Origin of the sequence: Eisenbergiella tayi, assembly GCF_001881565.1 — a bacterium.
GTDB lineage: Bacteria > Bacillota > Clostridia > Lachnospirales > Lachnospiraceae > Eisenbergiella > Eisenbergiella tayi.
Window position 1 is genome coordinate 628,145 of record NZ_MPDJ01000004.1, and the last position, 13,844, is coordinate 641,988.

Annotated in this window: 11 protein-coding genes and 2 pseudogenes; 3 read left to right on the top strand and 10 right to left on the bottom strand. The window is 48.2% G+C overall.

What is annotated here, in order from left to right; all coding sequences use genetic code 11:
• Positions 1 to 7: 7 nt before the first annotated feature.
• Positions 8 to 586, bottom strand: coding sequence for a TetR/AcrR family transcriptional regulator (locus tag BLA28_RS17415; RefSeq protein WP_009252153.1), 579 nt, complete (start codon positions 584 to 586; stop codon positions 8 to 10).
• A gap of 49 nt (positions 587 to 635) precedes the next feature.
• Positions 636 to 815, bottom strand: a pseudogene (locus BLA28_RS17420) (TnpV protein); the annotation flags it as partial.
• 160 nt (positions 816 to 975) lie between these two features.
• Here BLA28_RS17420 and BLA28_RS33450 point away from each other — a divergent pair.
• Positions 976 to 1,146 (top strand): annotated as a pseudogene (locus tag BLA28_RS33450) (TfoX/Sxy family protein); the annotation flags it as partial.
• A gap of 140 nt (positions 1,147 to 1,286) precedes the next feature.
• Here the strand turns inward: BLA28_RS33450 and guaA are convergent.
• From guaA to BLA28_RS17465, 8 genes are all read right to left on the bottom strand, one after another.
• Positions 1,287 to 2,579, bottom strand: a complete 1,293-nt coding sequence (gene guaA / locus BLA28_RS17430) for a glutamine-hydrolyzing GMP synthase (RefSeq protein ID WP_069158327.1) — start codon at positions 2,577 to 2,579, stop codon at positions 1,287 to 1,289.
• A gap of 168 nt (positions 2,580 to 2,747) precedes the next feature.
• Positions 2,748 to 3,710: an ABC transporter permease gene (locus BLA28_RS17435; RefSeq protein ID WP_069158328.1), complete on the bottom strand. Its 963-nt coding sequence runs from the start codon at positions 3,708 to 3,710 to the stop codon at positions 2,748 to 2,750.
• A complete protein-coding gene (locus tag BLA28_RS17440) occupies positions 3,688 to 4,713 on the bottom strand; it encodes an ABC transporter ATP-binding protein (protein ID WP_071699267.1) in 1,026 nt (341 codons plus the stop codon). The genes BLA28_RS17435 and BLA28_RS17440 overlap by 23 nt, the downstream gene beginning before the upstream one ends.
• A 2-nt stretch (positions 4,714 to 4,715) precedes the next feature.
• On the bottom strand, positions 4,716 to 5,909 hold the full coding sequence (locus BLA28_RS17445; RefSeq protein WP_009252148.1) for an NEW3 domain-containing protein: 1,194 nt from the start codon (positions 5,907 to 5,909) through the stop codon (positions 4,716 to 4,718).
• Positions 5,910 to 6,097: 188 nt separating this feature from the next.
• A complete protein-coding gene (locus tag BLA28_RS17450; protein WP_069158330.1) occupies positions 6,098 to 7,345 on the bottom strand; it encodes a sensor histidine kinase in 1,248 nt (415 codons plus the stop codon).
• The gene (locus BLA28_RS17455; RefSeq protein WP_069158331.1) at positions 7,342 to 8,022 is read right to left on the bottom strand and encodes a response regulator transcription factor; all 681 of its coding nucleotides are present in this window, start codon (positions 8,020 to 8,022) and stop codon (positions 7,342 to 7,344) included. Before BLA28_RS17455 ends, BLA28_RS17450 begins: the two co-directional genes overlap by 4 nt.
• On the bottom strand, positions 8,010 to 8,684 hold the full coding sequence (locus BLA28_RS17460) for a GTP pyrophosphokinase (protein WP_069158332.1): 675 nt from the start codon (positions 8,682 to 8,684) through the stop codon (positions 8,010 to 8,012). The genes BLA28_RS17455 and BLA28_RS17460 overlap by 13 nt, the downstream gene beginning before the upstream one ends.
• A gap of 210 nt (positions 8,685 to 8,894) precedes the next feature.
• Positions 8,895 to 9,338 (bottom strand): hypothetical protein, encoded by a 444-nt coding sequence (locus BLA28_RS17465; RefSeq protein WP_069158333.1) that lies wholly within the window; start codon positions 9,336 to 9,338, stop codon positions 8,895 to 8,897.
• Between the two features lie 242 nt (positions 9,339 to 9,580).
• On the opposite strand from BLA28_RS17465, the gene BLA28_RS17470 reads away from it, so the two are divergent.
• Complete coding sequence (locus BLA28_RS17470) at positions 9,581 to 10,438, top strand: tyrosine-type recombinase/integrase (RefSeq protein WP_069158652.1); 858 nt, start codon at positions 9,581 to 9,583, stop codon at positions 10,436 to 10,438.
• A gap of 518 nt (positions 10,439 to 10,956) precedes the next feature.
• Complete coding sequence (locus tag BLA28_RS17475; protein WP_069158334.1) at positions 10,957 to 13,761, top strand: response regulator; 2,805 nt, start codon at positions 10,957 to 10,959, stop codon at positions 13,759 to 13,761.
• The last annotated feature ends 83 nt before the right edge of the window (positions 13,762 to 13,844 follow it).

Genomic DNA, 13,844 nt, shown 5'->3' on the forward strand with positions numbered 1-13,844 from the left:
CTTCCTGTTATTCGTATAAATTATCAATCAAATGGTCGGCCATAAAATCAAAGACTTCCAAATGATTTTGTGGTAAAACATCTTTATTTTTGATATTCATAATCAGTGAATAGATAACGGAAATAGCCATATTGGCATCAACTCTAAATTTCAAATCAGGGTGACCAGAAAAAAGTTGTCTGCTTAATTCTCCTGCTTGTTCCATTTCTTTTGCCTGTTCCTCTGATACTTTGTTCATTAAAATTGTATAGTCAGCAGTATCCGAACCGTACAAAAAAGAATTCTTATCATAAGCCCGATAGATAAGTTTCAAGGCTTTTACCACACCTGGTTTTCCTTTTTCTTCTTCCATTGCCGCTGCAGCCATTTCACAAATTTCACGCTGTACAGAGCATAACACCTCACAAAAAAGAGCTTCTTTCGACTCAAAAAAAAGATAAAATGCTCCTTTTGATATGCCAGCCTGTTTACATATTTCATCAACACTTGTTTTTTTATAGCCATACTGTGTCCAGTTCTGTTTGCAAATGTCCATCAAACTTTTTCTAATATTTTCTTTTTCTCTTTCAGAAAAGCTTCTTGCCATAATTCAATCTCCCTCTATGACTCAAAATACTATTTCGGTCATAGATATATTAACACTCAATTTTCCAAAAGTCAAGCAGGACAATAAATTTACTTTTCATACAAAAACAGACAGAGTTTTTACACCCTGTCCATTCTAAAGCATTTTCCGCCTTTAGCTGCTCCGTGATACCCTGTGCCTGTTTCATCTGCTCTGTGAGCATTTCAAAGCATTCCTGTGCATGCTCGCTCTAACAGACTGTCCATCTGCTTACTTCCAAACACTTTCCGCAAAAGTTTATAGTCTTTGTATTCAACCTATAATAGTTATCCTCCCCCCTCAAAGTAACGGGCAAGTACCGTTTTCTTCTTAATACTCTCGTTGCAGTAATCTATATTGAGGTGGGATCGGTACTCGTAAAACCTGTTCCTTCCGCAATCGCCCTTATGCCTATGGTTGCTTATGAATTGCCGTATGAGGTATCAAAAGAAATGCTCTTAGTCGATGATGTTAACAACAAAGAATTTCTTTGCAGCCTGTTTTTATCTATGTACGAAGAACTTCCTGCCCCAAAGGAAAAAAACTACCGCAAAAAAAACCGCAAAAAAGCCATTAGCTATGAGTTTCTACCCACAGCTAATGGCTCTGAACAGCTTGCTGCACAACCACCTGTCAATCATTCTCTAATTCTAAAACCACTGGATTTCTTCGACATCTCAAATTATTCGAATTCAATCGTAGCCGGCGGCTTAGGCGAGCAATCATAGCATACCCTGTTCACATTCTCCACCTCTGCCAGAATCCGGTTAGTAATCTTCTCCAGCACTTCCCAGTCCACCTTCTCCACGCTGGCGGTCATCGCATCAATCGTATTGATTGCCCGGATAATCACCATATATTCAAAGCATCTCGCATGGTTCTTCATCCCGACAGACTTGAAATCCGGCACTACGGTAAAGTACTGCCATACCGTCTTATCCAGTCCGGCCTTTTCGAACTCTTCACGCAGAATCGCATCCGATTCCCTTACGGCCTCCAGCCTGTCGCGTGTGATCGCGCCAAGGCAGCGCACGCCAAGTCCGGGGCCAGGGAACGGCTGACGGTATACCATAGCCGCAGGCAGTCCCAGTTCGATACCGCAGGCTCTTACTTCATCCTTAAACAGCTGCTTTAAAGGCTCTACCAGTTCAAACTGCAGATCCTCCGGCAGTCCTCCCACATTGTGATGGGATTTTACCATCTTTGCGGTTTTGGTTCCGCTTTCAATAATATCCGGATAAATCGTACCCTGTCCCAGGAAATGGATGCCGTCCAGCTTGCGGGCTTCTTCTTCGAAGACACGGATAAATTCTCCGCCGATGATCTTTCTCTTTTCTTCCGGATCCGCAACTCCTGTAAGCTTACCTAAGAAACGTTCCGTGACATCCACATAGATCAGGTTCGCATGAAGCTGATCCCTGAATATCTCCACAACGCTTTCGGATTCATTTTTCCGCATGAGGCCATGATTTACATGGACGCATACCAGCTGCTGGCCGATGGCCTTAATCAGCATGGCTGCCACCACAGAGGAATCCACGCCGCCGGATAAGGCAAGCAGAACCTTTTTATCTCCTACCTGGCGGCGGATGAGTTCCACCTGGTCTTCGATAAAGTTCTTCATATTCCAGTTTGTTTCCGCTTTGCACTGTCCCAGTACGAAATCCTTCAGAACTTCCTCTTCCGGAATGGAAGGATAGCGAAGTCCGCACTGTGCCGTGGGATGGTCAATTGCCATAACCGGCACGCCGCAGCCATACAAAGCGGGGTCAATATCAACCGGTCTGCCGTCAACCACACGGTTTTCACCGCCATTTAAAATAATACCTTTCACATTGTCCAGAGCTTTCAGCTCTTCCACGGTGATATCATGGGGATGGATCTCACTGTATACGCCCATGTCACGGATCGCCCGTGCCACCACCGTGTTTTCGGTACTTCCCAGGTCCAGAATTACAATCATGTCCTGCTTCATCTTTCGTCTCCTTTTCCTATCGCCCCGGCAGGCCGGGCCTGCAGCGGATTGGGACTTCCACTCCCCTTCCGTTCTCCGCCCGCCGGGAAAAGCATTTTTCTATACAGATTCATTATAACTGCACGGAGACATTTTTTCCACGGGAATTTTAATTCGGAGGCATTCTTTCTATGCCCTGATTTCCTGCTTCATAAAGCATATATAGGACAGGGCAAAGCACACCATAGTCAGCGCCACCATACACACCAGATGCGGCCATACCAGCAGCAGGCTCTGTCCGAAGGGCAGATATCCCGCAATGGCTCCGGAAAGCTGGGAATTGGTGACGATTCCGATACTCCTGATATTCGGATTCAAAATGGTTGATGCCGCCTCCCCAAACAGATAATAGGGAGAAATCCGGTTCAGCCCCAGTTCCAGGGAATAATTGCTTTTCAGATTAAATAACCCTTCAATTCCTTCTGTGGGATAAGCGATATCGGCCACCGCGCCTGCTATCATACTCATAAAGAAGGAAAGGAAAATCCAGATGGATATCCCTGCCAGAGCCGCGGTAGCCGCATGTCTCCAAATAACGGAGAACAGGATGGACAGTCCCAGCCAGAAGGCGATATAGAAAACGGTAAAAAGCAGAAAGGCCAGTATCCTCAGCACCTCTTCCGTCTGCGGGGCAATTCCTATCACCAGCAGTCCGATGGCACTCACGAGAATCCCCAGGGAAAATACCATAAGAAAAATCGCGGCAAAGCCTGCCATAAACTTTCCGTTGATCACCGTATCACGATAGATAGGCTGCGCGGTCAGCCTGTTCAGTGTCCCCAGGGAACGCTCCCGGTTCACACAGTCAAAGCCCAGGACAATCCCTGCCAGCGGGCCGAGAAACGCCAGAAAGGTGCATATGGACGGCAGGGAATTTCCGCTTGTGGTAAACAGGGACAGGAAAATAAATTCACTGTTTTCCGTGGCCTGATCCCGGATATTGCTGAGCGCCCCGTACAGGCTGGCCATACTCGTCAGAGTCAGCAGCGCAATCATCAGCAGGAACCGGGTACTGCGCAGATGGTCGGCCAGTTCCTTCCTGAACAGGACAAGGAGTCCGTGGACAGAGCTATTTTCCTTTTCCCAATGCATGCCGGACAAGGCTCCTGAAATTGTCGCGGAAACCTTTTCTTTTACCTGTATCGCTGTCATAGGTCTCACCTGCCTTTTCAAAATATTTACTGTATATTTCGTCCAAATCACCGCCGCGCTGGCGGAGTCTGCGCAAATCATAGCCGTTCATCAGCAGTGTCACAATCACATCATTATGGCAGTCTCTGTCAGAATGAACAAGAATCATCTCATTTTCTTTTGTGATTTTCTTTACGCCTTCCACTGTATGAAGCAGGTTTTCCAGCCTGTCGTCATGGGGATAGGCCTCCAGCTCCAGAATATAGTTTCCTTCGCTCTGCAGCTGCACCGCCAGTTCACCCACCGAACCGCATGCGATGAGTTTTCCTTTTACAAAAATACCCACACGGTCACATATCTGCTGCACCTGGTGCAGCTGGTGGGACGAAATCAGTATGGTTCTCTGATCTTCTTCCGACAGCTGCCTGATAAGGGCGAGAAGCTCCCGCATGCCCTCAGGATCGATTCCGAGCGTGGGCTCATCCATAATAATAATCTGGGGATCCTTCATCAGAACGTCCGCAATTCCCAGCCTCTGCTTCATACCGTGGGAATAGGTGCCGGTCTTGCGATCGGCAGCATTTGTCATGCCCACTCTTTTCAGCATTTCGTCAATTCTTTTTTCCAGTTCTTCGCCCTGCAGGCCATTGAGGCGGCCCGTAAACCGCAGGTTCTGCCTGCCGGTCATATCCGGGTAAAAGCCCACATTATCCGGAAGGTACCCGGTTATTTTTTTCACCTGAAGGGAATCCCTTGTGCAATCGTAACCGCAGATCTGCGCACGTCCCCCGGACGGCTCTGTCAGCCCCAGAAGCATCAGCGTGGTAGTTGTCTTTCCTGCCCCGTTCGGTCCGAGCAGTCCGAAGACCTCGCCCTTGCGGATTTCCAGAAAAAGCTTGTCCACCGCGGTAATTCCGCCGTAACGCTTGGAAAGTCCTTCTGTTTTAATTATCGTTTCTGACATAATCATCGTCTCCCATACTTATGGAATACCCAGCCAAGGCCGGCAAATACGCATACGATCAAGAGAACTCCCACCACGCCCCATATTGTCTCCGTCTTTACGGAAATACGGAATTCCGCGCTGTCCGAGGTATCGGAATTTGAGGCTTTGACAGAAACCACGTAGTCGCCGGAAAGGGCGTCTTCTCCCGGAGTTATGTATGCGGTCACTTCCACGGAAGCACCTGCTTCAATGACATCAATGACCGGCTGGCTGAAGCTGACATTCCAGCCGTCAGGGGCCGTGGATGACAGATTCACATTTGTCAGATCCGTGTTTCCGTTATTGACGATTTTCAGAGCCACTTCTTTTTGCTTATTGGCATAGGCTTCGGTGCTCAGCCGGCCGCTGGGTGTTGTCACGTCCATGGCATATTTTCCGGTAATGGTTGCCGTAAGATCGGTCTTGAGATTCTCCCCTGCGGAAACGGCCGCACAGGAAATGGTATATGCCCCTGCTTCCGCATCGGCAGCAGGCGTTACCCCTACCGTAATCGTCTGGCTTTTACGCGGCTCCATGGAAATACTGTTGACCGGGCTGCTCTCTCCGGAGGGTGTAAAGGTCACGCTCCAGCCGGCAGGAGCATTGGATGAAAAACTGTAGTTCTGCTCCGTGGCGCTGTTATTCACCAGTGTGGCATCAAAGCTGAAGCTGGCTCCCGATGCCCCTTCCTGTTCAGGATATTCTGATCGGAAGCTGCTGCCTCCCACCTCTTCCTCTGTCACCTTCAGGTTCAGTGTGAGCGTATCGGAGGCCTCTCCCGCTGTATATGCCCGCAGGACCACCTCATAATCTCCGCCTGCCGCTTCTTCCGGTATGGTCAGGTTATAGACTGCCTTTCCGTCATTATCACCGCTTTTTACATATACCTGGCTCACTTCACTCCCGTTTCCGGTAAAATAGCCTTTCCAGCCCTCCGGCAGGGATACCGTCTCCAGGGACACCGACATACCAGCCCCTGTGGTATTCGAAAAATCAAGGGAAAAGGTCAGTTCATCCCCTGCCGTCACCGACATTCCCGGATATCCGGTGCTCATCTGCAGCCCTCCTGCCGCAGATACCTCCCTGCCGGCTCCCAAAAGCAAAAGTACCGGCAAAACCAGCGCTGCCATTATATGCATGGCTGTTTTCCTCCGCGAACCTGCAAATCCATTCATAATTCCTATCTCTCCTTTTTTCTTATTCTCGCAAAAGCAATGGTTAAGATTGAAAACCAATTTACCCACTGCCCGCGGACTGCTTTTTGTATTTGAAATTATATACGTCCAAGTATAAATGAACTTAAAAAAAGACTCCGCAAACGGCCCCCGTTTACGGAATCTGTGTGAAAATTTTGTGAACTTTGTCAAAGCTGTATGTTTTTCCCGGCAATCCCCGGCAGCACCACAGTAAACACCAGATTTCCGGCTTCATAGGCCGCCCCGATTCTGCCCTTGTGGCCTTCCGTCACCGCCCTTGCAATAGAAAGTCCGATCCCATAACCGCCGCTTTGGCGGGAACGGGAACTGTCCGCCCGATAGAACCGGTCAAACAGATGAGGGACCTGGGCCGTATCCATATCCCGGCATGGATTGGCCACCTGGAGCACCACCTGTCTGCCTTTCTGCCTCAGCCGCAGCGCCACGGTGCCTGAAGGATCACAGTATTTTACCCCGTTGTCCAAAAGTATTGTCATCAGACGGATGATGGAATCCTCCTGGCCTCTCATATACACACCCGGGTCGATTTCAGCATTAAGCTGCTTTCCCTGCATTTGGGCCAGAGTACGGAAGGAATCCGCATTGGCTTCCGCAATCTGGCTGACGCTGAATTCGGTAAATTCGCTCTCCTTCACATACTCTTCTGATTTTGACAGCTCTATCAGGTCTTTAATCAGACTGTCCAGCCGCTTTACCTGGTTGCGGATACTCTCCGTCCATTCATCCTTTCCCTTTGTAAGCTCCAGAACGCCGGTGTTGGCGGATATGATGCCAAGTGGTGTTTTCAGTTCATGGGAGACATCCGTCAGGAAACGCTTCTGCCGTTCTATATTTTCCGCAAATGGCCGGATCACCCTGCCGGAAAGAAGCAGAAGCAGGAAAAAAACCAGAGTCACGCAGCATACGATAACCAGCAGCGTCACCTGAAGCACGTTGTAGACCGACTGCAGCTGGAGAAAGCAGTTCAATACCACAATGGTGCTCTCCTCCCCCTTCTCATAAACCTGATACCGGTAATAGCCGTTAAATCCGCTTTTCTTCCCATCCCTGATTATTTCACTGACCAGATCCACCACTTTTTCCCGATCCAGGGCGGCGATGTGCTCCATTTCCACTTCCCGCACCTCCCGCTTCTTTGTCAGATGAACAATGCAGTATCTGGTTTCAAAGGGGGTTTCTTCCGTAATCTGGAAACCGCCCGCCACATCAGGCCGTTCTCCGTCCGAAAGCGGAAAGGTTCCGTCATTCTGATAGAGAAGTTCGATCGCCGTATCCGCCAGCCTTGTTATCCGGTACAGATTTCCCAGGTTTATGGATGCCCCTATCACACACAGCGTCCCTGTCAGGGACAGCATTGCAATCATAAGGAATCGTCTGCGCAGCGCCTCAATCATTCTTTTTCCTCCACCTTAAGCATGTAGCCCCGTCCGCGGCTGGCTGTAATTTTAACATTGGCGCCCAAAGCGGAAAGCTTCCTGCGCAGGTAAGAAATATATGCCCATACGACGTTGATTTCACTCTCGCTCTCATAGCCCCAGATCCGTTCCATAAACTGCTCCGTGGAAATAAAACGCCCCTGCTGCCTCATGAGCAGCTCCATCATCTGGAACTCCTTATTTCCCAGACGGACAGCCATTTCATCACGAGAGAGTTCAAAGGTAGAACGGTTCAGGCTGATATTCCCCACCGTCAGTATATGGGAAGTGAACACCCCGTTTCTGCGGGTAAGCGCTCTCACCCTGGCGATAAATTCTCCCACATCAAAGGGCTTCGGCAGATAATCATCCGCCCCGCAGTTCAGCCCTTCTATCCTGTCTTCCACCTGCCCTTTGGCTGTCAGGAGCAAAATAGGGGTGGAAATGTTGTTTTCCCTCAGCTGCTCCAATACCTGCAGGCCGTTAAGCTTAGGCATCATAATATCCAGCACAAGGCAGTCATAGGTTTCCGCCAGGCCATAATCCAGCGCCGCCTGGCCGTCATACACAATATCCACGGAATAATGCTCATGCTTTAGAATGGCTTCCAGAGCCTGCGTCATTTCCCGTTCATCGTCCGCTATTAATACACGCATTTATCCCCGTCCCTTCCTTCCTGATTTTCCCGGATCATTTCCCTGATTGTTGACAGGGAAAGGTCTGTGGACGCGATTTCATCCGCGCACCGCTTCAGTTCTTTTTTCATAAACTCCTGATTGGATATATCTTTTTTATATTTCAGTCCATGCTCGATACTGGCCCAGCAGTCCATGGCAATGGTTCTCAGCTGCAGTTCCAGCCAGAGGCTGTTATCCGCTCCTGCTTCTCCCACAAAGCGCAGGGGGAAATGGATGATCATGTGGTAACTGCGATAACCGTTGGGCTTCGGACTGGCAATATAATCCTTTGCCTGAAAAAGTCTGACCCCCGGAATTTCCATAATCAAATCCACCATGCTGTATACATCCTCCACAAAAGGACAGATAATACGCACGCCGGCTGCATCGTACACTTTCTGCAGGGCATTCTCCCGGCAGACCTCCAGGTCCATACGCCGCAGCTTTTCCGTCATGCTGTCCGCTTTTTTAATACGCGCCCGGCAGGAGGACACCGGATCCCGTCCCGTAACGGCTTTCCGGTACCGTCTCAGCATTTCTATGCAGGATAGAAATTCCGTAAGCGTTCCCGTAAGCAGTATCAGCTGATCCCCGTATAGATCCTTTTCCTTTTCGGTAATATCCATTTCAAAATATTCCATAAATACTCCTTTATTGTAAAATTTCCATGTTTTCCTGTCAATATCTGCGGATCCGTACGTGTGGTCTGTGTGCGGATCCGTGTGTGCGGTTTTGGAATGTCCTCATTCCCGGTATGCCTTCGGTTCTGTCATACCGCCCCTCTGATGTCTCTTCCTTAATTTATATATCTCTTTCCGGCTCCCGGCAAAAGTTCTTACAGCCATCGTTCTTCAGTCCAGCTTCAGACTGCACAGGATCCCTCCCGTCCCATCAGGCCGGAAAATAACATCCACGCTGGCGGCATTCCTTGCCGCACAAATCCGGATATGATTATTCTCCAGCACAGCCGCATCCGTGACCTGGCTTGTCAGCATTTTCAAAACAGCCTCTCCCAGTTCTGTTCCTGAAGCGCTGTACATCCTTATTTCCATTATTTCATCTTCCTTCCATCCGGAAATTTCAAGTATTCCTCTGTCATCCGCAACCCATTTTCGTATTTCCCTGCCTTCCTCCGCTTCTATTTCACCGCCGGGCAGTGCAGCTCCTTTTGCATCCTGCAGCGTTATACATATCTTTGCCTGTCGGTTTTCTTCCTCCTCCTTTTCCCCGCAGGCCGCCAGTATACAAACAGCAGCCAGCAGCAAAACGGCGGTTTTCACGGCTCTTCTGTCCATATATTTCCTCCATTCCTCCACTCTATAACGCAGCCTGATACTTTATTTAATAGGAAGATACTAACAGACATACTATAAAGACACTTAAAAAAAGCCGAGCTGACACCCGGCTTTTTTCTCCTTCCTTATTTTATGTAAAAGCTATAGACAGTGGGATTTTATATAATACAAGGCCATTCGTATGAATTTCAGAGGATACGGTACAATAATAGTGTAGTATTTTAAATATGGAGGAAAACATCATGCGAAAAAAAGACCAACTGAAAACGATTACCCCCGAACTGATACGCCAATACAGTATCTATCTGCAGGAACAGGAAAAAAGTACCGCCACCATTGAAAAATATATCCACGATCTGACCGCCCTCTACAAATATCTGGAAGGACAGGAGCTCACCAAAACTGCCCTGCTTCGCTGGAAAGGCCATTTGACAGAGGATTACGCTCCTTCCAGTATCAATACCATGCTTGCCGCAATGAACGGTCTCCTGGATTTCTGCGGCCTGGCTGCATTAAAAGTGAAACCGCTGAAAATTCAGAGATCTCTGTTTTCCGACGGTGAAAAGGAGCTGACCCGTGAGGAATATATACGGCTGATACGCGCCGCCGAACAGGATGGCAGCGAACGCCTGTCCCTTGTTATCCAAACCATCTGTGCCACAGGTATCCGTGTGTCGGAACTGCAGTTCATCACAGCAGAAGCCATTCAGTCCGGCAGGGCGGAAATCAGCAACAAGGGCAAGCACCGTACCATTTTTCTGCCCGGCAAGCTGTGCAGGCTGCTGAAAAAGTACCTGAAAAAAGAAAAAAGAACAACCGGAGCCGTTTTTGTCACCAGGACGGGAAAACCGCTCAATCGTTCTAATATTTGGCGTGATATGAAAGCCTTGTGTGAAAGTGCAGATGTAGAACCGGAAAAGGTATTTCCTCACAACCTGCGCCATCTGTTCGCCCGGACCTACTACACACTTGAAAAGGATCTTTCCCGCCTGGCTGATATTCTGGGCCACTCCAACGTCAATACGACACGCATATATACCATGGAGAGCGGCACGGTCCATGCCCGGCAGATGGAGCGTATCGGGCTGATTATCACATAATTTCGGTTCTGTTGTAGCCACATTGATCGAATAGGCTTTATACATATTAAACTATACCCTATTGGCATGGAAATTGGCAAGTATTTCTCAAAGATTATCGATATAAGATATTCCCGGACATGAAAACCAGCGAGAAAAAAAGGAACTTTTATCTCGCTTGCTTTGTTGTACCCTGAATTCGGAAAATTTTATTTTATACGCTAAAAATATACCGGCAGATGGTTTATTTAAACCTACTGTTAATCAGGCAATACATTAGAGAAATGTGGCTACAACAGAACCGAAAATCTGTTGTGCTCTTTTTTATATCCCCACAACAGAACCGAAATTGTGTAGTAAACCGTCTCCTGCATGATTAAGAATACAGGCCGGTTTTCTCCTGCCTTCCATCCGGTTCTGCCGCTCACACCGTTTTAATTATTGGTCTTTGCATCAGGGCAGACAGACAGCACTAAGAAATCGCCAAATGCTGCTATACCAAAGAAACAGTAGGCAATTATGCAGAGGAGGAATACCCAATGTCGGATAATTTGAACTACCAACAGCTGAGCAGTGAATATAACCTGCTTATGAATGTTTTGGAGGTTAGCGTCAGCAAGCATTTGGCGGACGAACATTTCACATGTATTTGGGCAAATGACTATTATTATCAGATGATTCGCTATTCCAAAGAGGAATATGAAGCCCGTTTCCACAACCATCCGGATGAGTTTTTTGCCAATAATCCGGAAGGGTGGCAGATAATAACGGAAAAGGTCAGGGCCTCCATAGCCAACCGGGAAAACAGCTGCACGGCATATATTCCCATGCTCTACCCCAACGGGGAAAAGTACTGGGTAAAGCTAAAGTCTGTTTACACCGATGAATACATAGACGGCTGCCGCGTTTCTTATACCACTATGACGGATATCACGGAAATGATGCAGACGCGCATGGAAAAAGAGCAGCATTTCCAGCGGGTTTTTGAACAGGTAAGCCAGGAACAGGATATGCTGATGAGCGCCCTGAATGTCAGCGTCAGCAAGCATCTGATGGACGAGCATTTCACCTGTATCAGGGCAAATGAATTTTACTACCGGCTGATTGGCTATACGAAAGAAGAATGCCATTCCATATTCCATGACCATGTGGATGAATTTTTTGCAAATAATCCGGACAGCTGGAATATCCTGCATAAAAAAATCGAAGCTACGATTGCAGATAATGATGACAGCTACAGTGCTTTTCTTCCCATGTACTATCCCAACGGCTCCGTCTATTGGGTTAAACTGGTGGGCTTTTTCACGGATGAATACATTGACGGCAGGCAGGTTACCTACGCCACCATGGTAAATGTAACCGACATGCTGCAGATACAAAAGGAACGCACCATTGCCTATGACAACATTCCCGGGTTTATCGTAAAATACCGGGTTACCCCCGATTCCCTTTTAATGCTGGAAGCCAGCGACCGGATCGGGAACTTATTTGATGTGCAAGATCCGTCCTCCACCGATCCTCTCCGCGTACTGGCGCCGGAAAGCCGGGAATTAATGCAGGAACAATTTTCTCATCTGCGCAGCAGGGAGCATTTTGAGGCAACCCTGCATATGAAGGACAAATCCGATCATGATCGCTGGTTTCAGGCCAGCTTTTCCTGCATAGACACGATCGCTGCCGATCCTGTCTATCTGACGGTTTTTATCGACATTACCGATGTCACCGTACTGCGTGAACTCAGATGTAAGCTGGAAGAACGCACGGAAATGCTTAACAATGCGCTGGATAAGGCGGAAAAAGCAAACCTTGCGAAATCAGACTTTCTCTCCCGCATGAGCCATGATATCCGTACCCCTATGAACGCTATTGTTGGCATGACAAAAATCGCTTTTTCCCATATAAAGGAGCCGGAAAAAATGGAGGACTGTCTGAAGAAAATTGAGCTTTCAAGCCAGCATCTGCTGAGCCTGATCAATGATGTCCTGGATATGTCCAAAATCGAAAGCGGAAAAATTACGCCCAATATCGGCCCCATGCTTCTGACTGAGCTGATAGAGAATGTGGTCACCATCATGCAGCCTGATATTAAGGCCAAAAACCAGCAGTTCTCAGTCCGCCTGCAAAACGTAATACATGAAAATATCTACTGTGATGCGCTGCGGCTCAGACAGGCTTTTATCAATATCCTCTCCAATGCCTGCAAATTCACACCCGTGGGAGGTTCTATTGCCATGGATATTGAGGAATGCGCCGCAGAGGAGGCCGATCGCGCCGTTTATACTTTTACCTTTGCCGACACAGGAATCGGAATCAATCCGGAGTTTGTCGATAAAATATTTGATGCGTTTTCCCGTGAGTATGACAGCCGAATGGAACAGGCTGAAGGCACCGGTCTTGGAATGGCTATAACGAAGAAAGTCATGGATATGCTGGGCGGTACTGTCTCTGTGGAAAGTCAGGTGGGCAGAGGAACGACCTTTACCGTAGTGCTTCCTGTCCGGGTAGGCCGAATAACACCGGCAGGCATACAGCTCCCCCACGCCAGAGTGTTGATTGCCGATGCGGACAGGGAGGTTTGTGAAAGCAGCTCCCGTTTTTTAGGAGAATGCGGAATTTCCGCGGACTGGGCGGTCTCCGGACATGAAGCTTTATCCAAAGCAGAGGAAGCCCACGCAAGCGGCAGGGATTACAGGGCCGTCATATTGGATGGGCAGCTTACGGATATCAGCGGTGTGGATACGGCCCGGCTCATTCGGGAAAAAACCGGGGATGCCTCGCCAATATTAGCTATATCGGCCTATGATTGGTCAGACATAGAACCGGAGGCAAAAGCCGCAGGAGTCCGTGGCTTTCTGCAAAAACCTCTCTTTCGCTCCACTCTTGCCGCCAGCCTGAAAAAATATCTGCTGGATCAGGACGCGGATCAGACAGAGGATGTACAAAAGCAGAACTTTGATTTTACAGGAAAAACATTTTTGCTGGCAGATGACAATGAGCTGAACCGTGAAATTGCGGAAGTGCTTCTCACATCCACCGGAGCCGTCATAGACTCTGTCTGCAACGGGCTCCAGTGTGTTGAAAAATTCACGGGATCTCCGGAGGGCTATTATGATCTGATTCTGATGGATATCCAAATGCCGCAGATGAACGGTTATACCGCCACGCAGAAAATACGGGAGCTATCCCGTTCCGATGCCCGGACAGTGCCCATTTTAGCCATGACGGCGGATGCTTTTTCAGAAGATATCGAAGCGGCAATGGCGGTTGGAATGAACGCTCATTTGGCAAAGCCGCTGGATATAAACCTTGTTATCCGTACGATTTCCAGATTTCTGAATCGATAAGAAGCGGCCTTGTTCAGCCGGAAAATATTATTTTTAAAGAGCTGATAATTCATTATGCAAAATGTGATTATCAGCTCTTTTTT